This is a genomic window from Aeromonas sp. MaB10011B (assembly GCF_017939325.1).
Lineage (GTDB): Bacteria > Pseudomonadota > Gammaproteobacteria > Enterobacterales > Aeromonadaceae > Aeromonas > Aeromonas caviae.
This window is the reverse complement of record NZ_JAGKRK010000008.1, coordinates 120,257-140,086: the sequence shown is the minus strand read 5'-3', so window position 1 is coordinate 140,086 and position 19,830 is coordinate 120,257. Positions and strand designations below refer to the sequence as shown.

At 58.7% G+C, this 19,830-nt stretch carries 19 protein-coding genes and 2 tRNA genes; 3 read left to right on the top strand and 18 right to left on the bottom strand.

Features of this window, described 5'->3' with window-relative positions; all coding sequences use genetic code 11:
* Positions 1–29 precede the first annotated feature (29 nt).
* Positions 30–383, top strand: coding sequence for a DsrE/DsrF/TusD sulfur relay family protein (locus J9893_RS03495; protein WP_010675361.1), 354 nt, complete (start codon positions 30–32; stop codon positions 381–383).
* 3 nt (positions 384–386) lie between these two features.
* On the opposite strand, the gene J9893_RS03490 is transcribed toward J9893_RS03495, so the two are convergent.
* From J9893_RS03490 to rlmE, 16 genes are all read right to left on the bottom strand, one after another.
* The gene (locus tag J9893_RS03490; RefSeq protein ID WP_010675362.1) at positions 387–1,598 is read right to left on the bottom strand and encodes an MFS transporter; all 1,212 of its coding nucleotides are present in this window, start codon (positions 1,596–1,598) and stop codon (positions 387–389) included.
* 142 nt (positions 1,599–1,740) lie between these two features.
* On the bottom strand, positions 1,741–3,879 hold the full coding sequence (pnp, locus tag J9893_RS03485) for a polyribonucleotide nucleotidyltransferase (RefSeq protein ID WP_029314766.1): 2,139 nt from the start codon (positions 3,877–3,879) through the stop codon (positions 1,741–1,743).
* A gap of 180 nt (positions 3,880–4,059) precedes the next feature.
* Positions 4,060–4,329 (bottom strand): 30S ribosomal protein S15, encoded by a 270-nt coding sequence (rpsO, locus tag J9893_RS03480; protein ID WP_010675364.1) that lies wholly within the window; start codon positions 4,327–4,329, stop codon positions 4,060–4,062.
* 135 nt (positions 4,330–4,464) lie between these two features.
* Entirely contained in the window at positions 4,465–5,415 is a 951-nt protein-coding gene (gene truB, locus J9893_RS03475; RefSeq protein ID WP_010675365.1) for a tRNA pseudouridine(55) synthase TruB, read from the bottom strand.
* 1 nt (position 5,416) lies between these two features.
* Complete coding sequence (gene rbfA / locus J9893_RS03470; RefSeq protein WP_010675366.1) at positions 5,417–5,851, bottom strand: 30S ribosome-binding factor RbfA; 435 nt, start codon at positions 5,849–5,851, stop codon at positions 5,417–5,419.
* 55 nt (positions 5,852–5,906) lie between these two features.
* A complete protein-coding gene (infB, locus tag J9893_RS03465) occupies positions 5,907–8,609 on the bottom strand; it encodes a translation initiation factor IF-2 (protein WP_043153231.1) in 2,703 nt (900 codons plus the stop codon).
* 20 nt (positions 8,610–8,629) lie between these two features.
* Positions 8,630–10,132 carry a transcription termination factor NusA gene (gene nusA / locus J9893_RS03460; RefSeq protein ID WP_039040286.1) on the bottom strand — a complete coding sequence of 501 codons (1,503 nt, stop codon included), beginning with the start codon at positions 10,130–10,132 and terminating at the stop codon, positions 8,630–8,632.
* Between the two features lie 14 nt (positions 10,133–10,146).
* Positions 10,147–10,605, bottom strand: a complete 459-nt coding sequence (rimP, locus tag J9893_RS03455; RefSeq protein ID WP_010675370.1) for a ribosome maturation factor RimP — start codon at positions 10,603–10,605, stop codon at positions 10,147–10,149.
* Between the two features lie 166 nt (positions 10,606–10,771).
* Positions 10,772–10,848, bottom strand: a tRNA-Met gene (locus J9893_RS03450).
* Between the two features lie 91 nt (positions 10,849–10,939).
* A tRNA-Leu gene (locus J9893_RS03445) sits at positions 10,940–11,024 on the bottom strand.
* A gap of 7 nt (positions 11,025–11,031) precedes the next feature.
* Positions 11,032–11,358: a preprotein translocase subunit SecG gene (secG, locus tag J9893_RS03440; protein ID WP_010633113.1), complete on the bottom strand. Its 327-nt coding sequence runs from the start codon at positions 11,356–11,358 to the stop codon at positions 11,032–11,034.
* On the bottom strand, positions 11,359–12,123 hold the full coding sequence (tpiA, locus tag J9893_RS03435; protein ID WP_143237166.1) for a triose-phosphate isomerase: 765 nt from the start codon (positions 12,121–12,123) through the stop codon (positions 11,359–11,361).
* A 131-nt stretch (positions 12,124–12,254) separates the two neighbouring features.
* Positions 12,255–13,589: a phosphoglucosamine mutase gene (gene glmM, locus J9893_RS03430; protein ID WP_201984951.1), complete on the bottom strand. Its 1,335-nt coding sequence runs from the start codon at positions 13,587–13,589 to the stop codon at positions 12,255–12,257.
* An 18-nt stretch (positions 13,590–13,607) separates the two neighbouring features.
* Entirely contained in the window at positions 13,608–14,453 is an 846-nt protein-coding gene (gene folP, locus J9893_RS03425) for a dihydropteroate synthase (RefSeq protein WP_128313236.1), read from the bottom strand.
* A gap of 84 nt (positions 14,454–14,537) precedes the next feature.
* Entirely contained in the window at positions 14,538–16,490 is a 1,953-nt protein-coding gene (ftsH, locus tag J9893_RS03420) for an ATP-dependent zinc metalloprotease FtsH (RefSeq protein ID WP_041212504.1), read from the bottom strand.
* 45 nt (positions 16,491–16,535) lie between these two features.
* Positions 16,536–17,165, bottom strand: a complete 630-nt coding sequence (gene rlmE / locus J9893_RS03415; RefSeq protein WP_010675375.1) for a 23S rRNA (uridine(2552)-2'-O)-methyltransferase RlmE — start codon at positions 17,163–17,165, stop codon at positions 16,536–16,538.
* A gap of 97 nt (positions 17,166–17,262) precedes the next feature.
* Between rlmE and yhbY the strand changes: the two genes are divergently transcribed.
* Positions 17,263–17,559: a ribosome assembly RNA-binding protein YhbY gene (yhbY, locus tag J9893_RS03410; RefSeq protein ID WP_010675376.1), complete on the top strand. Its 297-nt coding sequence runs from the start codon at positions 17,263–17,265 to the stop codon at positions 17,557–17,559.
* 105 nt (positions 17,560–17,664) lie between these two features.
* Positions 17,665–18,258: a PilZ domain-containing protein gene (locus J9893_RS03405; RefSeq protein WP_143237164.1), complete on the top strand. Its 594-nt coding sequence runs from the start codon at positions 17,665–17,667 to the stop codon at positions 18,256–18,258.
* Positions 18,259–18,305: 47 nt separating this feature from the next.
* On the opposite strand, the gene greA is transcribed toward J9893_RS03405, so the two are convergent.
* Both greA and J9893_RS03395 read right to left on the bottom strand, forming a co-directional pair.
* Complete coding sequence (gene greA, locus J9893_RS03400) at positions 18,306–18,782, bottom strand: transcription elongation factor GreA (RefSeq protein ID WP_010675378.1); 477 nt, start codon at positions 18,780–18,782, stop codon at positions 18,306–18,308.
* 145 nt (positions 18,783–18,927) lie between these two features.
* Complete coding sequence (locus tag J9893_RS03395; RefSeq protein WP_042878323.1) at positions 18,928–19,821, bottom strand: flagellar motor protein MotB; 894 nt, start codon at positions 19,819–19,821, stop codon at positions 18,928–18,930.
* Between the last annotated feature and the right edge of the window lie 9 nt (positions 19,822–19,830).

Here is a 19,830-nt window from a genome sequence, read left to right as displayed (position 1 = left end):
ACAATGGCCCTTTCAATCAGGAGAGCCACATGACCCAACACATTCTCATCATTGCCAACGGCGCCCCCTATGGCAGCGAGTCCCTGTTCAATGCCCTGCGCCTCGGCATCGCCCTCAAAGAGGAGGGAAAGGTAGACCTCAACCTCTTCCTGATGTCGGATGCCGTCACTGCTGCCCTCGCCGGGCAGGCTCCGGCCGAGGGCTACAACCTGCGCCAGATGCTGGAGATACTGCTGGCTCAGGGCACCCGGATCCGGCTTTGCAAGAGCTGCACCGATGCGCGCGGCATCACCCCGCTACCCCTTGTCGAGGGCATAGAGATAGGCACCCTCCCCTTGCTGGCCCAATGGACTCTGGCCGCCGACAAGGTGCTGACCTTCTAGCCGTCAGGGCCCGGCCCGGACCAGTGCTGGGCGCGAGGTCCGGGTACTCAGACCATAGAGCATCAGGATCACCAGGCAGAGCAGCGCCATCAGGGCGTAAAGCCAGCTCCCGCCCCAGTGGGCCAGCACCCAGCCTCCCAGCAAGGCCCCCATGGCCACCCCGAGTCCGGAGATGGAGGCCGCCCCGAAATAGCTCCCCTTCAAATGACCAGGCGCCATCTGATCGATCAGCACATTGAGCAAGGGGAAGAGGATGCACTCCCCGACGCTCAGGAGGATCACCGCCACTATCCAGTGCCACCAGATGGCGGTATCCCCCAGCGCAAACTGCAACTGGGCGCCGAGAAAGAGCGCCACCCCGAGTTGCAGCTTGCGCCGCGTGGACCAGCGGGCAGTCAGGTGCAGCAGGGGGAACTGCAGCATCACTATGGTCAGCGCATTGGTCGTCACCAGCCAGCCGATGAGCCGCTCCACCTCCGGCGTCCCCGCGCGGGTCAGATACTGGATGAGGGGCGACTCGAACTGGGCGTAGACCAGCATCAGCAGCAGATTGGCCATGATCAGCAGCAGAAACCCCCTGTCCTGCCAGAGCACCCGCAGCACGGCACGCATGCCGGGCCCGGCCGCCTGGCTGGTGTGGCAACCCGCCAGCCTGAACCCGATGACAAAGACCATGCCAAGCAGCAGATAGCTGGCACTGAGCAACAGGAAGGTCTCCTGACGCGCGCTCAGGCCATAGGTGACGCCGAGCAGAGGACCGATGGCCGCCCCCAGGTTGAGCAGGAAATAACGCAGGTGCAGCGCCAGCTCACGGGCTTTGGGCTCGGCCAGATTGTCGGCCATCAGTGCCTTGCCCGGTGCGTCGATGAGACCGTAGGAGAGTCCGCTGCCGATCACCCCGAGTGCCAGCCAGCCCACCTTGGGGGAGAGGCCGAGCAGGGCCACGCTTGCGGCGGAAACCAGGCAGCCGAACAGCAGGATGTTGCGCCGCCCCCATTTGTCCGAGAGCCAGCCGCCATAGAAGCTGACGAGAGTGGAAAGCGCCGCCGTGGCCCCCAGGATGGCGCCTATCAGGGTCGCCGAAAGTCCGTAGTCACGGTAGAGCAGGATCGAGAGAAAGGGCCAGACCATGAAGAAGGTGGTACGCACCATGAAAGTGCCCAGGATGACGATCCAGACCAGGGAAGGAAACTGTCTGAGGTAGGCCCATGACATGCTGCAATTCCTTTTGCCAACGAAGCGGGGTCGTCCCTTATATCAAGGGGCGCCAAAAGGAACAAGGAGACAATCTGCGCCATGCCGGGCGACAGGCACAAAAAAGCCGACCCAAGGGTCGGCTCTTTCACATACGGCAGCCTTATTCGGCAGCCGGCTCTTCGACGGCAACGGCAGCAGGAGCAGCAGCCGCTTCGGTCGGTGCGTTCGCTTCCTTGATGGAGAGACGCACACGGCCCTGACGGTCCACTTCCAGTACCTTCACCTTCACCACGTCACCGATTTTCAGGAAGTCGGCCACGTTCTGCACGCGGGCATCGGTGATCTGGGAGATGTGCACCAGACCGTCTTTACCCGGCAGGATGTTGACGAAGGCGCCGAAGTCAGCCAGGCGCACGACCTTGCCTTCGTAGATGCGGTTCACTTCGATCTCGGCGGTGATGGCCTCGATGCGGCGGATCGCTTCCATGGCGGCTTCGTTGGCCACGGCGGAGATGCGAACGGTACCGTCATCATCCAGCTCGATGTTGGTGCCGGTCTCTTCGGTCAGTGCACGGATCACGGAACCACCCTTGCCGATCACGTCCTTGATCTTCTCAGGATTGATCTTGATGGTGTGGATGCGCGGTGCGAAATCGGAGATCTGAGCACGGGGAGCCTGGATAGCTTCGTCCATCACTTTCAGGATGTGCAGACGAGCGCCACGAGCTTGCTTCAGGGCAATCTCCATGATCTCTTTGGTGATGCCTTCGATCTTGATGTCCATTTGCAGCGCGGTCACGCCTTCGCTGGTACCGGCTACCTTGAAGTCCATGTCGCCCAGGTGATCTTCGTCACCCAGGATGTCGGACAGCACGACGAAACCTTCCTCTTCCTTCACCAGACCCATGGCGATACCGGCAACGGAGGCCTTGATCGGCACACCGGCATCCATCAGCGCCAGGGAGGAACCACAGACAGACGCCATGGAGGAGGAGCCGTTGGATTCGGTGATTTCAGAGACCACGCGCACCACGTACGGGAACTCGGCGGCGCTCGGCATCACGGCAGCAACGCCACGCTTGGCCAGACGGCCGTGACCGATTTCACGACGCTTCGGGCTGCCCATCATGCCGGTCTCGCCGACGCAGTAGGGCGGGAAGTTGTAGTGCAGCATGAAGCGATCGGCGCGGTTGCCGGTCAGCTCGTCGATGTTCTGGGCGTCACGCTCGGTACCCAGAGTGGCCACCACGATGGCCTGGGTTTCACCACGGGTGAACAGGGCAGAACCGTGGGCACGGGGCAGGATGCCGGTACCGACGGAGAGGGCGCGGATCATTTCCGGATCGCGACCGTCGATACGCGGCTCACCACGTACTACGCGACCACGGACGATGCGGCTCTCCAGGCTGTGGAACTCTTCGCCGATCTTCTTGGCATCTTCTTCCACGCCGGATGCGATGACTTGCTCGACCACGCGACCCTTGATGGCAGCGATGGTTTCGTAGCGAACAGCCTTCTCGGTGATGCGGTAGGCTTCACCCAGCTCAGCTGTGGCCAGTTCGGCAACTTTGGCTTTCAACGCTTCGTTGACGGCAGGCGGGGTCCAGTCCCAGGGCTTGGTACCGACGTCGGCAGCGAATTCATTGATGGCGTTGATCACGGTCTGCATCTGCTCGTGACCGTAGACCACGGCGCCCAGCATCACCTCCTCGGAGAGGATGGCCGCTTCGGATTCCACCATCAGCACCGCATTGGCAGTACCGGCAACCACCAGATCCAGATCGCTCTGGGGCAGTTCGGTGGTGGTCGGGTTCAGCACGTACTGGCCGTTCATGTAACCCACGCGGGCTGCACCGATCGGGCCGCCGAACGGGATGCCGGAGATGGCCAGAGCTGCGGAGGCACCGATCATGGCAACGATGTCGGGAGAAACGGCCGGGTTCACGGACATGACGGTGGCAACCACCTGAACCTCATTGAGGAAGCCTTCCGGGAACAGCGGACGGATGGGACGGTCGATCAGACGGGAGATGAGGGTCTCACCCTCGCTCGGACGGCCTTCACGACGGAAGAAACCACCCGGGATACGACCAGCAGCATAGGTACGCTCCTGATAGTTGACGGTCAGCGGGAAGAAATCACGGCCGTGATCGGCCTCTTTCTTGCCAACGACGGTCACGAAGACACAGGTATCGTCCATGCTGACCATGACGGCCGCAGTGGCTTGACGGGCCATCACACCGGTTTCCAGTGTGACGGTGTGTTGACCGTACTGGAATGACTTTACAATAGGATTCACGTGAATTTCCTTTTAACAATTTGGCGCTTTAAATTCGCGTGCAAGTATACTTGATTCGCATCAAAAGGTAAGCGCGGACGTCAATTCTGTGAGGCAGGCAACGGCCTGCATCCTGTTTGAAACGGGCAATAAAAAAGGGGAACCTCGCGGTTCCCCTTTTTTGCGAAATCTGATGGTCGATTAACGACGCAGACCCAGCTTGGCGATCAGAGCAGCGTAACGCTGAACGTCTTTACGCTTCAGGTAGTCCAGCAGCTTACGACGCTGGGAAACCATGCGCAGCAGACCGCGACGACCGTGGTGATCCTTGGCGTGCTCCTTGAAGTGACCTTGCAGATGGTTGATCTGGGCAGTCAGCAGGGCAACTTGCACTTCGGGGGAACCGGTGTCGTTGGCGCCACGAGCGTTGTCGGCAACGATTTGAGCTTTGATCTCAGCATTTAGAGACATGGTATTACTCCAGTAGAGTGTTTAAAGGTTCACAGCCAATCTCTAATTCAGCCGTGAAATGAGGGCGGTATCATAATCGTCCCCGCCCCTTTTCGCAACGGGAAAGACGCGTGACAGACCGATACCGCCTGAGGATCACTCCTCGTCGTGGTAGCGAACCAGACGCTTGGGTGCCACGCGCCCCTCGTCATCGATCTCGCCAACCCCGATGAATTCGCGCTCCGGGCCAACCGTCATGCGGACCTGGCCGCTTTGGGGGCTACCTGCCACCTGCACGGCCTGACCCTGGTTCACATAGGCGGCCACGGCGACCAGCATGTTTACCTCGGGCAGAGAGGCCACGGCGGTGTCCATCGGCAGCAGCAGGGGATCCAGCTGCTCCCGTGGCGGAATGCTTTCGGCCTTGGCCTGCTCGAAGATACACTCGAGCTGCTCCAGGGTCAGCATCCGCTCGTAGGGGTAGCTCGCCACCTGGGTGCGACGCAGCTGGGTGACGTGAGCGCCACAGCCCAGCACTTCCCCCAGATCGTCCACCAGGGAGCGGATATAGGTACCCTTGCTGCAATGCACTTCCAGCTTCACCTCGTCCCCCTCGAAGCCGAGCAGTTTGAGTTCGAAGATGGTGATGGGACGGGCTTCCCGCTCGATCTCGATCCCTTCACGGGCATATTCGTAGAGCGGGCGGCCGTTGTGCTTGAGGGCGGAGTACATGGACGGCACCTGCATGATGGGGCCGCGGAACTGGTCAAGCGCCTCGATCAGGGTACCCACGGCCACGTTCACCGGACGGGTGGAGACCACCTCGCCGTCGGAGTCGCTGGTATTGGTGCGCTCGCCCAGCTTGGCGGTCACCTCATAGCGCTTGTCCGCTTCCAGCAGATACTGGGAGAACTTGGTGGCCTCCCCGAGGCAGATCGGCAACATGCCGGTGGCCAGGGGGTCCAGGGCGCCGGTATGGCCAGCCTTGGCGGCGTTGTAGATCCGCTTGACCTTCTGCAACACATCGTTGGAAGTCAGGCCGGTCGGTTTGTCCAGCAGCAGGATGCCGTGTACGTCACGGCCTTTGAAACGACGTCTACGAGACATCTCAGGCGTTATCCTCAGTCGTGTCATCCGGTGCGGATTGCTCTTCGTCACGACCGGCTTCAGTCATGCGACGCTTGTCTTCACGCACAGTGTTGGTCACCAGGTTGGAGAGGCGCATCCCCTCGACCAGGGTCTGGTCGTAGTAGAAACGCAGCTCGGGCACCACCCGCAGACGCATGGCGCTGCCCAGCAGGCTGCGGATGTAACCGGCAGCCTCGGTCAGGCCCTTGAGCCCTTCCTTGATGCGTTCGGCGTCATTCTCCAGTTGCAAGAAGGTGACATAAACCTTGGCATAGTTGAGGTCCTTGGAGACCTCCACGTCGGAGACGGTCACCATGCCGATGCGCGGGTCTTTCACCTCGCGCTGCAGGATCAGCGCGATTTCACGCTGGATCTGCTGTCCGACCCGACGGGTCCGGCTGAATTCTCTGGCCATATTCTATCCTGCGATAAAAGGGGGCCGCGGCCCCCTATTTTGTCTAACGCTCGGCTTACAGAGTCCGTTGAATTTCAACAGTCTCGTACACCTCGATCTGGTCGCCTTCGCGCACGTCGTTGTAGTTCTTGACCGCGATACCACACTCGTAGCCGTTGCGAACTTCGTTGACGTCATCCTTGAAGCGGCGCAGGGATTCCAGCTCGCCTTCATAGATAACCACGTTGTCACGCAGAACGCGAATGCGGTTGGAACGCTTGACCACACCTTCGGTAACCATACAGCCGGCAACAGCGCCGAACTTCGGCGACTTGAAGACGCTACGCACTTCAGCCAGACCGATGATCTCCTGACGATACTCAGGAGCCAGCTTGCCGCTCATGGCCTGCTTCACTTCGTCGATCAGGTCATAGATGACGGAGTAGTAACGCAGATCCAGGCTCTCGGATTCGATGACCTTGCGCGCAGAAGCGTCGGCACGGACGTTGAAGCCCACCAGAATGGCGCTGGAAGCCGCGGCCAGGGTCGCGTCGGTTTCGGTGATGCCACCTACGCCGGAACCCACGATCTTCACCTTCACTTCGTCGGTGGAGAGTTTGACCAGCGCATCGCAGATCGCTTCCACAGAGCCTTGTACATCGGCCTTGATCACCACGTTCACTTCGGACACTTCGCCCTCGGTCATGTTGGCGAACATGTTTTCCAGCTTGGCCTTCTGCTGGCGAGCCAGCTTGACTTCGCGGAACTTGCCCTGACGGTAGAGCGCCACTTCACGGGCTTTCTTCTCGTCACGCACGACCGTGGCTTCGTCACCGGCAGAGGGAACGCCGGACAGACCCAGAATTTCCACTGGCAGAGAGGGACCTGCTTCTTTGATCTCGCGACCCAGTTCGTCACGCATGGCGCGCACCCGGCCGTATTCGAGACCGCACAGCACGATGTCGCCCTGACGCAGAGTACCTTCCTGTACCAGCACGGTGGCAACCGGACCACGACCTTTATCCAGGAAGGATTCGATCACGACGCCGTTGGCCATGCCGTCAACCACGGCTTTCAGCTCCAGGACTTCGGCCTGGATCAGGATGGCTTCCAGCAGGTCGTCGATGCCTTCGCCAGACTTGGCGGAGACGTGCACGAACTGGCAATCGCCACCCCAGTCTTCGGACATGACGTTGTAACGGGCCAGCTCGGTCTTGACGCGATCCGGATCCGCTTCAGGCTTGTCGATCTTGTTCACCGCAACAACCAGCGGCACACCGGCCGCCTTGGCGTGCTGGATAGCTTCGATGGTTTGCGGCATCACGCCGTCGTCAGCTGCAACAACCAGAACAACGATGTCGGTCGCCTTGGCACCGCGAGCACGCATGGAGGTAAACGCCGCGTGACCCGGGGTATCCAGGAAGGTGATCATCCCGCTGTCGGTCTGTACGTGGTACGCACCGATGTGCTGGGTAATGCCACCGGCTTCGCCTGCGGCGACCTTGGCTTTACGGATATAGTCCAGCAGCGAGGTCTTGCCGTGATCGACGTGACCCATGATGGTCACGACCGGCGCGCGCGGCTTGGCTTCGGAGGTTTCGTCACGATCGGACAGTACCGCCTCTTCCAGCTCGTTCTCACGACGCAGCACTACCTTGTGACCCATCTCCTCGGCGACCAGCTGAGCGGTCTCCTGGTCGATCACCTGGTTGATGGTAGCCATGGCACCCATCTTCATCATCACCTTGATGACTTCAACGCCCTTGACGGCCATCTTGTTGGCAAGCTCCGCCACTGTGATGGTCTCGCCGATGACGACGTCACGGTTGACCACGGCAGCCGGCTTGTTGAAGCCGTGTTTCATGGCGTTCGGCATGGCCATCTTGCCACGCTTGCCTTTGCGGGCACGGGGATCGCGGGAGTTGCGGTCATTGCGGTCGTCTTCGCGACGGCCGACTTTCTTCGGCGCCTTGGCAGCGGCAGCCGTGCGACGGCTGGTCTCTTCCTTACGATCCAACTCATCTTCGGCCGCTTGCGCGTGCTTGTTGGTGGTCAGATGGTAATCGCTGCTCTCTTTGGCGCGAGCCGCTTCTTCTTCAGCCCAGCGGGCCGCATTCTGTTCCGCCATGATGCGAGCCTCTTCGGCTTTCTTCGCGGCGAGTTCTTCAGCTTTTTGCAAAGCTGTCTGTTCCTGTTGGCGCTTCAGTTCTTCTGCTTCGCGCTTGGCCATCTTTTCTGCCTCTTGCTGAGCTGTGCTACCGGCTGCTTTGGCGGGCTGTTGAGCCTGTCGAGCCTTCTGTTGTGCCTCGATCCGCGCCTTTTCCTCAGCTTCACGACGAGCCTGCTCAGCCTCACGGCGAGCCTTCTCTTCAGCGTCGAGGCGGGCCTTCTCTTCGGCCTCGCGACGAGCTTTTTCTTCTGCTTCCAAACGCGCTGTTTCCTCGGCTTCCGCCTGGCGCTGTTCATCTTCCAGCGCCGAGCGTCTTACATAGGTGCGAGACTTGCGCACTTCTACCTGCACTTCCTTGTTCTTGCCACCAGTCCCCTGAACACTCAGAGTGCTCTTGGTCTTGCGCTGCAAGGTCATGCGAGCAGGTGCGGTGACCTCGTCACCTCCATGCTGTTTCTTCAGATGTGCCAGCAGAGTCTGTTTCTCAGACTCGCTGACCATGTCGTCGGCCTTGCTCTTCACGATGCCGGCATCGACAAACTGCTGGAGAAGACGATCAACCGGCGTGTCGATGTCAGTGGCAAGTTGCTTAACTGATACTTCTGCCATTCATTTTCCTCCGTTTGACCTTATTCAGACTGCTCTTCTCCGAACCAACAGATATTGCGAGCAGCCATAATGAGCTCACCTGCCTTCTCGGCGGTCAACTCTTCGATGTCGGCAAGGTCATCGATACCTTGCTCTGCCAAATCTTCCAGGGTGCCGACGCCGCGAGCGGCCAGGGCATAGGCCATTTCACGACCGAGGCCGGAGAGATTGAGCAGTTCTTCGGAAGGCTCGACGCCTTCAAAGGATTCTTCTTTGGCCAAGGCCTTGGTGGTCAGGGCATCCTTGGCACGCTTGCGCAGCTCTTCGACCATGTCTTCATCCAGACCGTCGATGGCCAGCAGCTCGTTGACCGGGACGAAGGCGATCTCTTCCAGGGTGGAGAAGCCCTCTTCCATCAGCAGGCCGGCGAAATCGTCGTCGATGTCGAGGGTGCTGGTGAACAGCGTCAGGATGCGGTCGTTCTCGGCCTGGTGCTTGGCACGCATGTCCTCGACGGTCATCACGTTCAGTTCCCAACCGGTCAGCTGGGAGGCCAGACGTACGTTCTGACCGTTGCGGCCGATGGCCTGGGCCAGGTTGGCTGCTTCCACGGCGATGTCCATGGTGTGGTTGTCTTCATCGACAATGATGGAGGCCACATCGGCTGGCGCCATGGCGTTGATCACGTATTGGGCCGGGTTGTCATCGTACAGCACGATGTCGGCACGCTCACCGCTCAGCTCGGCGGAGACGGCCTGAACGCGGGCACCACGCATGCCGATACAGGCACCGATCGGGTCAATACGACGATCGTTGGTCTTCACCGCGATCTTGGCGCGGGAACCCGGATCACGGGCGGCGCCCATGATTTCGATCATCTCTTCGCCGATTTCCGGCACTTCGATGCGGAACAGCTCTTTCAGGAAGTCCGGGCTGGAGCGGCTGACGAACAGCTGGGAACCACGGGCTTCCGGACGCACGGCGTAGAGCAGGCCACGGATACGGTCGCCGGGACGGAAGGTCTCACGGGGCAGCATGTCGTCACGGAAGATCACGGCTTCGGCATTGCTGCCCAGATCCAGGATCACGTTGTCGCGGTTGCTCTTCTTGACCACGCCGCTGATGATGGTGCCTTCCTTGTCCTTGAACTGGTCAACGACTTGGGAACGCTCAGCCTCGCGCACTTTCTGCACGATGACCTGCTTGGCGGTCTGGGTGGTGATACGGTCGAAGGTCACAGAGTCAATCTGGTCTTCAACATAGTCGCCGATCTGGATATCCGGCTGCTCGATCTGAGCGGCTTCGAGGGTGATTTCCCCGTACGGGTTCTCCATGGAAGCCTGATCGGCCACCACGACCCAACGGCGATAGGTGTCGTAGTCACCGGTCTTGCGATCGATCTCGACACGCACTTCAATCTCGCCTTCGTATTTTTTCTTGGTCGCAGTCGCCAGCGCAGTCTCCAGAGCCTGGAAAATCTTCTCGCGGGGGACAGCCTTCTCGTTGGACACAGCGTCAACGACCAGCAAAATCTCTTTATTCATATCCGATAGCCTCGTTAACCAAAGTTCGGCACTATGTTCGCTTTTTGGATATTGGTGAAAGCCAACACCTCGTCCTTACCATCTACCGTCAGAGTGATCATGTCCCCCTGCACGGCTTTGATTACGCCTTTGAACTTGCGGCGGTTGTTTGTTGCCATCCGAAGCGTTACCGCCGCCTCCTGGCCAACGTATTTTTCGAACTGGGCGACCTTGAACAGTGGACGATCCAGACCCGGGGAAGACACCTCAAGGTAGTACTCCTCGGTGATGGGATCTTCGACATCCATGATGGCGCCGACCTGGCGGCTCACCTCGGCACAGTCTTCCACCGTCACGCCTTGCTCCGAGTCGATGAAAACGCGCAAGGTCGAGTGCTTACCCGCACGGATAAACTCGATACCCCACAGTTCAAAACCCAAGGCAACGACCGGAGCCTCGAGCAGATCGGTCAAACGTTGTTCCAACGTAGCCAAAGTCACCCTCCGAAAAACGAAAAAAGGGCATATAGCCCAGATAGAAATAGATTCAGAGTAAATTGCACATAAAAAAAAGCCCCGATGTCAAATCGGGGCTTGGCGCTTTACCCTGATTGTCGCCTCGCAGCGACCGCCTTCCTGAGCGTAGGAAATGCGTGAAATTTGGTTGCGGGGGCCGGATTTGAACCGACGACCTTCGGGTTATGAGCCCGACGAGCTACCATGCTGCTCCACCCCGCGTCCTAAATCGTGCGAGATTATAGCCACTTCACTCTCGTGAGACAAGACTCAGCGGCTATAACATCCCGGTTACCCGGGTTCACTGCTTAATTGGTGCCGTGGGCGGGACTCGAACCCGCACACCCTAGAGCACTACCCCCTCAAGATAGCGTGTCTACCAATTCCACCACCACGGCAAAACTCTTATTCGGGAACGTCAGTATCTTTCTTCACTGGCGCTTTGCTCTGCTCAACTTGTTGAGTCTGTTGCAGATTTTCCCATTCACTACCCTGCTTGACCTTGTTGCTGGACATGGAACCCAGAACCAGACTAATCAAGAAAAACAGAGTAGCCAAAATCGCTGTTGTGCGGGTCAGGAAGCTGCCTGAACCACCGGAGCCGAACACTGTGTTCGATGCCCCTGCGCCGAATGAGGCGCCCATATCAGCCCCTTTACCTTGCTGAATCATCACCAGACCAATCAGAGCCAGCGATACCAGCAGATAAACGACCAAAAGAATCTCGTACATTTAACTTGCACCCTTTGCCGCTTCAACTATTCCTAAAAACGCCTCGCCATCAAGACTTGCCCTGCCTATCAGACCGCCATCAATATCGGGCTGCGCAAACAAATCTTGTGCATTGGCCGGTGTCACGCTCCCACCATAGATGATTCTGACTTTCTCACCTATTACCGGAGTATCCTCCGCCAAGCGACCGCGAATAAAGGAATGAACCTCTTGTGCCTGCTCGGGTGTGGCGCATTTACCTGTACCTACAGCCCAGATTGGCTCGTAGGCGATGATAGCATTATCCAAAGCCATCGCGCCATTTTTCTCTATGACGATGTCCAGTTCCTCGGCAATCACCTCGAAGGTTCTTCTTGCCTGCCTCGCTGCTCCTGACTCACCCAAACAAAGTATGGGTATCAGACCTGCTGCTCTGACTGCCGCAAACTTCTCTGCGACGATAAAACTGGTCTCACCAAAGAGACGCCTGCGCTCGGAGTGGCCAACAAGTACATATCGGCAACCTGCCTCGACCAGCATCTCACACGAGATTTCACCCGTATAAGCGCCCTGTCTGTGCTGACTCACGTTCTGAGCCCCCAGCTTCACTCTTCCCTGCTCACCGAGCAGTTCGGCCGTGAAACCGAGATGCACATGGGATGGACACAAGACCACATCTACGTCTTCATCAATGCGTTCTGTGCACTGACTCGTAAACTGCTCTAACTGCGACCTACTACCGTGTAACTTCCAGTTGGCTGCTACAAACGGCTTGCGATGTCCCATCGGCAACTCCCTTGCGAAAGCGGGGCTGATAATATCCAGAGGATGCTCAGCTGACAAGTGCTATTTTCAAATTTTCGAATCGTTTGAACAAGATACAACCAAGGCGACTAAAAAGCCGCCTTGGTTGTTCATTAAAACGCCGATTCGACCTGTTTGGCGATGCGCTCTGCCATATCGCGCACCTGCTGTTCGTGTTCACCTTCGACCATGACCCGGATCAGGGGCTCGGTGCCGGATTTGCGCAGCAGCACCCGGCCACGGCCGGCCAGTTCCTGCTCCACTGTCGCCACTTCCTGCTGAACGGCGTCCGATGTGAGCGGATCCTTGCCTTCGGCGAAGCGCACATTGACCAGCACTTGCGGGAACTTGCTCATGCCCGAACGCAGTGTGGCCAGCGGCATCTCGGCACTGCGCATGGCCGTCAGCACCTGCAGAGCGGCGACGATACCATCCCCCGTGGTGGTCTGATCCAGGCAGATGATGTGACCGGAGTTTTCGCCCCCGATGCGCCAGCCCTTCTCGTTCATCATCTCAAGCACGTAGCGGTCACCCACCTTGGCACGGGCAAAGGGGATGCCCAGGGTCTGAAGTGCCAGCTCCAACCCCATGTTAGCCATCAGGGTGCCCACCACACCCCCCTTGAGGCGGCCATGGCGCAGGGCATCCCGGGCGATGATGTAGAGGATCTCATCCCCGTCGATGATGTAACCAGTGCTGTCCACCATCACCAGACGGTCGCCATCACCGTCGAAGGCGACGCCGAGATCTGCCTTGCATTCCTGGACCTTGGCGGCCAGCGCCTCCGGTGCGGTGGAACCGACGCCGTCATTGATGTTGAGCCCATCCGGGCTGCAGCCGATGGCGATGACTTCGGCACCCAGCTCGCGGAAGACGGAAGGGGCGATGTGGTAGGTGGCACCATGACCGCAATCCACCACCATTTTCAGCCCTTCCAGGCTCAGATTGGAGGGGAAGGTGCTCTTGCAGAATTCGATGTAGCGACCAGCCGCATCATCGATGCGCTGCGCCTTGCCAAGCTCCGCGGACTCCACGCACTTGAGTTCGTTGTCGAGCTCGGCTTCGATGGCCAGCTCGACATCATCGGGCAGCTTGGTGCCGTCGGCGGAGAAGAACTTGATGCCGTTGTCGTAATAGGGGTTGTGGGATGCACTGATGACGATGCCGGCTTCGGCACGGAAGGTGCGAGTCAGGTAGGCAACCGCCGGGGTGGGCATGGGTCCCATCAGTATGGCTTTGAGACCGGCGGCGGAGAGCCCCGCCTCCAGTGCCGACTCCAGCATATAACCGGAGATACGGGTATCCTTGCCGATCAGCACCTTCTTGGTCCCTTTCTTGGAGAGCACCTTGCCGGCGGCCCAGCCGAGTTTCATGACGAAATCCGGGGTGATCGGGTATTCACCCACCTTGCCGCGCACGCCGTCGGTGCCGAAGTACTTTCTGGTCATTGTCTGTTTCTCGTTTTTCTATTTGGATATGAAATCTTGTCCCGTCATGGTCATCCAGCCTGTACGCAAGACATCCATGGTGGCCCGCACGTCGTGCACCCGGATGATCCTGGCGCCATGTTGCAACCCGATCAGGGCACAGGCCAGACTACCAGCCAACCGCTCGGCTACCGGGCGGTCAAGCAGGTTGCCTATCATAGACTTTCGTGACATGCCCACCAAGAGCGGAAGTTGGTAATCGAGCAGTGACGCCTGCTGTGCCAGCAGCTGATAGTTGTGCGCCAGCGTCTTGCCAAAGCCATAGCCTGGATCCAGTACCAGATGCTCACGCGGGATACCAGCCCCCAGACAAGCGGCAATCCGCTCGTCAAAGAAGGCTCTCACCTCCCCCAGCAAATCGTCATAGTGCGGCTCCACCTGCATGGTACGGGGCTGCCCCTGCATGTGCATGAGGCATACCGGTACGCCAGCCTCGGCCGCCGCGCCCAGCGCTCCCGGCTCTTGCAGAGCGCGGACATCATTGATGAGGTGACCACCTGCAGCACAACCCTCCCGCATGACAATCGCCTTGGAGGTATCGAGGGAGATCATCACATCCAGCTCGGAGACCATGCGCTCCACCACGGGGATGACCCTGTCCAGCTCCTCCTGCTCGCTCACGTCGGGGGCGCCCGGGCGGGTCGACTCGCCGCCTATATCGATAAGGGTGGCCCCATCGGCCACCATGTCGCGGGCATGACCCAACGCCAGATCGATCTGCTTGAAGCGGCCACCATCTGAAAAGGAGTCCGGCGTCACATTGAGAATGCCCATGACATGGGGACGGTCGAGAGAAAGGGAACGTCCCTTGCTGATTAACTGCATTGCTTTAACTACCTCCAACAAGAGCGGCAAACTCTTCGTGCAAAGAAAAACCCCGGGCAAGCCCGGGGTTTGTATCATAGTAACTTATTTGGCCGGGACATCGTTCGCCTTGTCGATGTCACTCAGAGGTGCACTGCCCTCTTCAGCCGGCGCCTTGGCCTCCGGCCCGTTGTTCACGCTGGCACCACCTTGCGGGGTGTCACCATGCTCATCATGCCAGTTGCTGGGAGCACGGACCTCGCGACGCGCCATCAGATCATCGATCTGCTTGGCATCGATGGTCTCGTACTTCATCAATGCATCTTTCATGGTGTGCAGCACATCCATGTTGTCCAGCAGGATCTGCTTGGCACGATCGTAGTTGCGATCGATGACCTGCTTGACCTCTGCATCGATGATGCGGGCGGTATCGTCAGACATGTGCTTGGCCTTGGCCATGCTGCGGCCGAGGAAGACTTCACCATCCTCTTCTGCGTAAAGCATGGGGCCGAGACGCTCGGACATGCCCCACTGGGTGACCATCTTGCGAGCGATGTCGGTGGCACGTTCGATGTCGTTGGATGCACCGGTCGATACCTTCTCGGCACCGTAGATCAACTCTTCCGCCAGACGACCGCCATACAGGCTGGAGATCATGGACTCCAGATGCTGCTTGGAGTGGCTCCAGCGGTCCTGCTCCGGCAAGTACATGGTCACACCCAGCGCACGGCCGCGCGGAATGATGGAGACCTTGTAGACAGGGTCATGATCCGGCACCACGCGACCAATGATGGCGTGACCCGCTTCGTGATAGGCCGTCATCTCCTTCTCGGACTCTTTCATCACCATGGAGCGACGTTCCGCCCCCATCATGATCTTGTCCTTCGCCTTTTCGAACTCCAGCATGGAGACCACTCGGCGGCTCTCGCGAGCAGAGAAGAGGGCAGCCTCGTTCACCAGGTTGGCCAGATCGGCACCGGAGAAACCAGGGGTACCACGGGCAATCAGCGCCGGATTGACGTCATCCGCCAGCGGTACCTTGCGCATGTGCACTTTCAGGATCTGCTCACGACCGCGAACATCCGGCAAGCCGACCACGACCTGGCGGTCGAAACGACCTGGACGCAGCAGCGCAGGATCCAGTACGTCGGGACGGTTGGTGGCGGCGATGACGATGATGCCCTCATTACCTTCAAAACCATCCATTTCAACCAGCATCTGGTTCAGGGTCTGCTCACGTTCGTCGTGACCACCACCCAGACCGGCGCCACGCTGGCGACCGACCGCATCGATCTCATCAATGAAGATGATGCAGGGGGAGGATTTCTTGGCCTGTTCGAACATGTCACGCACCCGGGAGGCACCGACACCCACGAACATTTCCACGAAATCCGAACCTGAAATGGTAAAGAACGGCACCTTGGCCTCGCCTGCAATGGCTTTGGCCAGCAGGGTCTTACCGGTACCGGGAGGACCTACCAGCAGGACGCCGGTCGGGATCTTGCCACCCAGCTTCTGGAATTTGGTCGGGTCACGCAGATAGTCGACCAGCTCCTTGACCTCTTCCTTTGCCTCGTCACAACCTGCTACGTCGGCAAAGGTAGTCTTGATCTGATCTTCGCTCATCAGGCGAGCCTTGCTCTTGCCGAACGACATGGCGCCCTTGCCGCCACCGCCCTGCATCTGACGCATGAAGAAGACCCAGACACCGATCAGCAACAGCATCGGGAACCAGGAGATGAAGATGGACGTGATCAGGGACGGTTCTTCCGGCTTCTCACCCATCACCTTGACGTTATGGTTGAGCATGTCGTTGAGCAGTTGGGGATCCGGCGCAGGAATGATGGTGGTGAAACGTTCACCGGTGCGCTTGACGCCATTGATGACCTTGCCATCCATCCGCACTTCACGGATCTGCTCCTGGGTCACTTCTTTCACGAAGCTGGAATAGTCCAGCTGGCGACTGGTGGTATCGCTGGGGCTGAAGCTATTGAACACCGACATCAGCACGACGGCGATGACCAGCCACAGGATTAGGTTTTTCGCCATGTCACTCAAATCAATGACCTCGCAGACTGACAGTTAACGATGAGGGTTAGGGTACTACAGTTTAAAACCGGTAGCCACAATGTAGACTTCTCGTGAACGGGCACGGGACGAGTCTGGTTTTCGAATCTTGACGACAGAGAAAAGTCTACGTATTTCATTGAGATAGGCATCAAACCCCTCCCCCTGGAACACCTTGACTACAAAACTGCCATTACTGCTCAGGACCTGATTGCACATGTCCAGCGCCAGTTCCACCAGGTACATGGCACGGGCCTGATCCACCTGCTGGGTGCCGCTCATGTTGGGCGCCATGTCGGACATGACGACGTCCACCTTGTCGGGGCCGACTCGCTCCAGCAAGGCGCCGAGTACAGTTTCCTCCCGAAAGTCCCCTTGCAGGAAATCGACACCGGCAATGGAATCCATCGGCAAAATATCGCACGCAATGACGCGCCCCTTGTCACCAACCTGGTCGATGGCAAATTGGGACCAGCCACCGGGAGCAGCCCCCAGGTCCACTACCGTCATCCCCGGCTTGAGCAGCCGGTCTTTGCCCTGGATCTCATCGATCTTGAAAACGGCGCGAGAGCGCAGTCCCAACTTCTGGGCTTTCTTGACGTATTGGTCGTCGAAATGTTCTTTTAACCAGCGGGTTGAACTGGGGGAACGTTTTTTCTGGGTCATGATTGTCGACTTTAAAAAACCACAAGGGTTATTAGTATTAAGGGCTAAGTGGGGGTAGAATACGCCCCTTTCAACCCTGACTTATGAAGAAATTGCCATGATTCTCAACAATAAACAGAAACAGTATCTCAAGGGCCTGGCCCACAGTCTGAAGCCGGTCGTCCTGCTGGGACAACACGGTCTGACCGAAGGGGTGCTGGCCGAGATCGATCTGGCGCTGAACCACCACGAGCTGATCAAGGTTAAGGTTGCGTCTGAAGATCGTGAGATGAAACAGCTGGTGATGGATGCCATCGTTCGCGAGACCGGCGCCATCAAGGTACAGAGCATGGGCCATGTACTGACCATCTACCGTCAGGCCAAAGAGCCCAAGATCCAGTTGCCGCGCAAGTAACAGGAAAGAGCATTCGCTCTTTCCTTCATTTCCCTTCTTCCCAAGTCGCTTGCCAAAATAGTTGCCAGGCCCTTAACCTGCGATGAATAGCCGTGGACACCCACTATGGACAAGCATCAGCTCCTCACCGATGAAGAACTGGCCATGCTGCGGGACCTGGGAAACGATGAAGACATTGCCACCAGCCAATACCTGCGCGGCACCCTGCCCCTTCCTCTCCAAAGCCTGTTGCCGCGAGCCAAGCCCCTGACACTCGAAGCCCGCATCGCCGGCTACCAATTGCGTTTCCCGCTCCACTGCACCCAGGCAGAGGAGGGCCACGCCGAGCTGCGCATCGCCGCGCCGACCATTACCGAGCTGGGTTCGCCCCATCTGCGCGCCTGGCGACTCGACGAAAAGGCCGTGCTTTGCACCGAAGACGCGGAGTACGAGGTATACAGCCTCTCCCTTGGAGGTCTCATCGTGGCCGGCTTGCCGGACGCCTTTGCCAAGGGAGATCCACTTGGCGGATACCTTCGCATCGAGGATCTCCCTCCCTTGGCCATGACAGGCACCCTCGTCAGGCACGTGGATGCCAATCCACATCGCCATGACTGGGCCGTCCAGTTCCGGCTGGGCAAGGAGGATCAGGAACAATTGCGGGACTGGCTCTTCCAGCGCCACCAGGACGCCTTCGTCCAGGCCTATCAGGGTGACTAAAGACAACAGGGGAGCCCGGCTCCCCTGTCTCTTTCCCCGACGTTCAATCAGAGATAGGCAACTTCCAGGATCTCGTACTCCACATCGCCACCCGGCGTCTTGACGATGGCAACGTCATCCACTTCCTTGCCGATCAGGGCGCGGGCAATGGGGGAGTTCACGGAAATCATGTTCTGCTTGATGTCCGCCTCGTCGTCTCCCACGATGCGGTAGACCACTTCCTCTTCCGTTTCACTTTTGAGCAGGGTCACGGTTGCGCCGAAGATGACACGGCCATTGTTGGCAATCTTGGTGACATCGATAATCTGGGCATTGGAGAGCTTGCCTTCGATTTCCTGAATGCGGCCTTCACAGAAACCCTGCTGCTCGCGGGCGGCATGGTATTCGGCATTTTCTTTCAGATCGCCATGTTCACGGGCATCAGCAATCGCTTCGATAATCTGGGGACGCAGCTCGGTCTTGAGATAATCGAGCTCTTGACGCAGCTTTTCAGCGCCGCGAACAGTCATCGGAGTATGATTCATAGTCGAAACCTGGGTTGCTTTATAAAGAGAAGCTGCGGCAATCAAAAGAGAGCCGCAGCTGTCGGTTCGGATGGGGCATCTTAATATGAAGCCGCCACAAAATCCATGTCAGCCCCTGCGAGCGGGATCCTGCTTTGGGCCAGCGTTACTTGGATTCCGAGACGCCAAGCGGGGCCGACACCGTCGGTTTGCCCTGCATGATGGCGATCTCGACACGTCGGTTCATGCGCCGATTCTCTGGGCTGTTGTTGGGCACCAGCGGCTGGGAATCCGCCATCCCTTGCACCACCAGACGATTGCCGTCAAAACCGGGCACCTTGATCATCTGGTGGGCAACCGCCACCGCCCGCTGGGATGAAAGCTCCCAGTTGGACTGGAACAACTCGTCCTCGGTGGCCACATTGTCGGTGTGGCCGGAGACGGTGATCTCCCCCGGCACATCCTTGAGCAGCGCAGCCACCTTGCGGATCACCGGCCAGAACTGGGGTTGCAGGAAGGCGGATCCCGCCGGGAACGCCGCTTTCTCGCGAATGCGAATGATGATCTGCTGACCCAGCGCCTCTATCTCGATGGCCCCATCCTGGATTTGGGCCTGCATCTGCTCCGCCAGAGCCTTGGCTAGAGTGTTGGACTGTTCCTGCGCCTTCTGGGCTTCCTGGGCGGTATCGCCACCGCTCTGCTGGCCTTCGGTCTTGTCATGTCCACCCGCCTTGTCCGCATCCCCAGGCTGGAAATCCAGCTCGGTCTGGGTCATGTCGATGGTCTGCTGCATGATGGTGTCAATAGGCGTCGGCTCGGGGCGACCAGGACGAAACTCCTGGGCGATGACCGAGGTTCCCTTGGGGATATCCTTGACCTCCAGGATGTTCTGTACCCCGAACGCCTTCTCCATGGAGCCGGCGATCTGCTTGAACTTCTGCACATCCATCTCGGCAAAGGAGAGCAAAAGCACGAAGAAGCACATCAGCAGAGACATGAGATCCGCGAAGGTTCCCATGTAACCGGGCAATCCGGGAGGCGGGCACTTGCACTTTGCCATCTGTGCGCT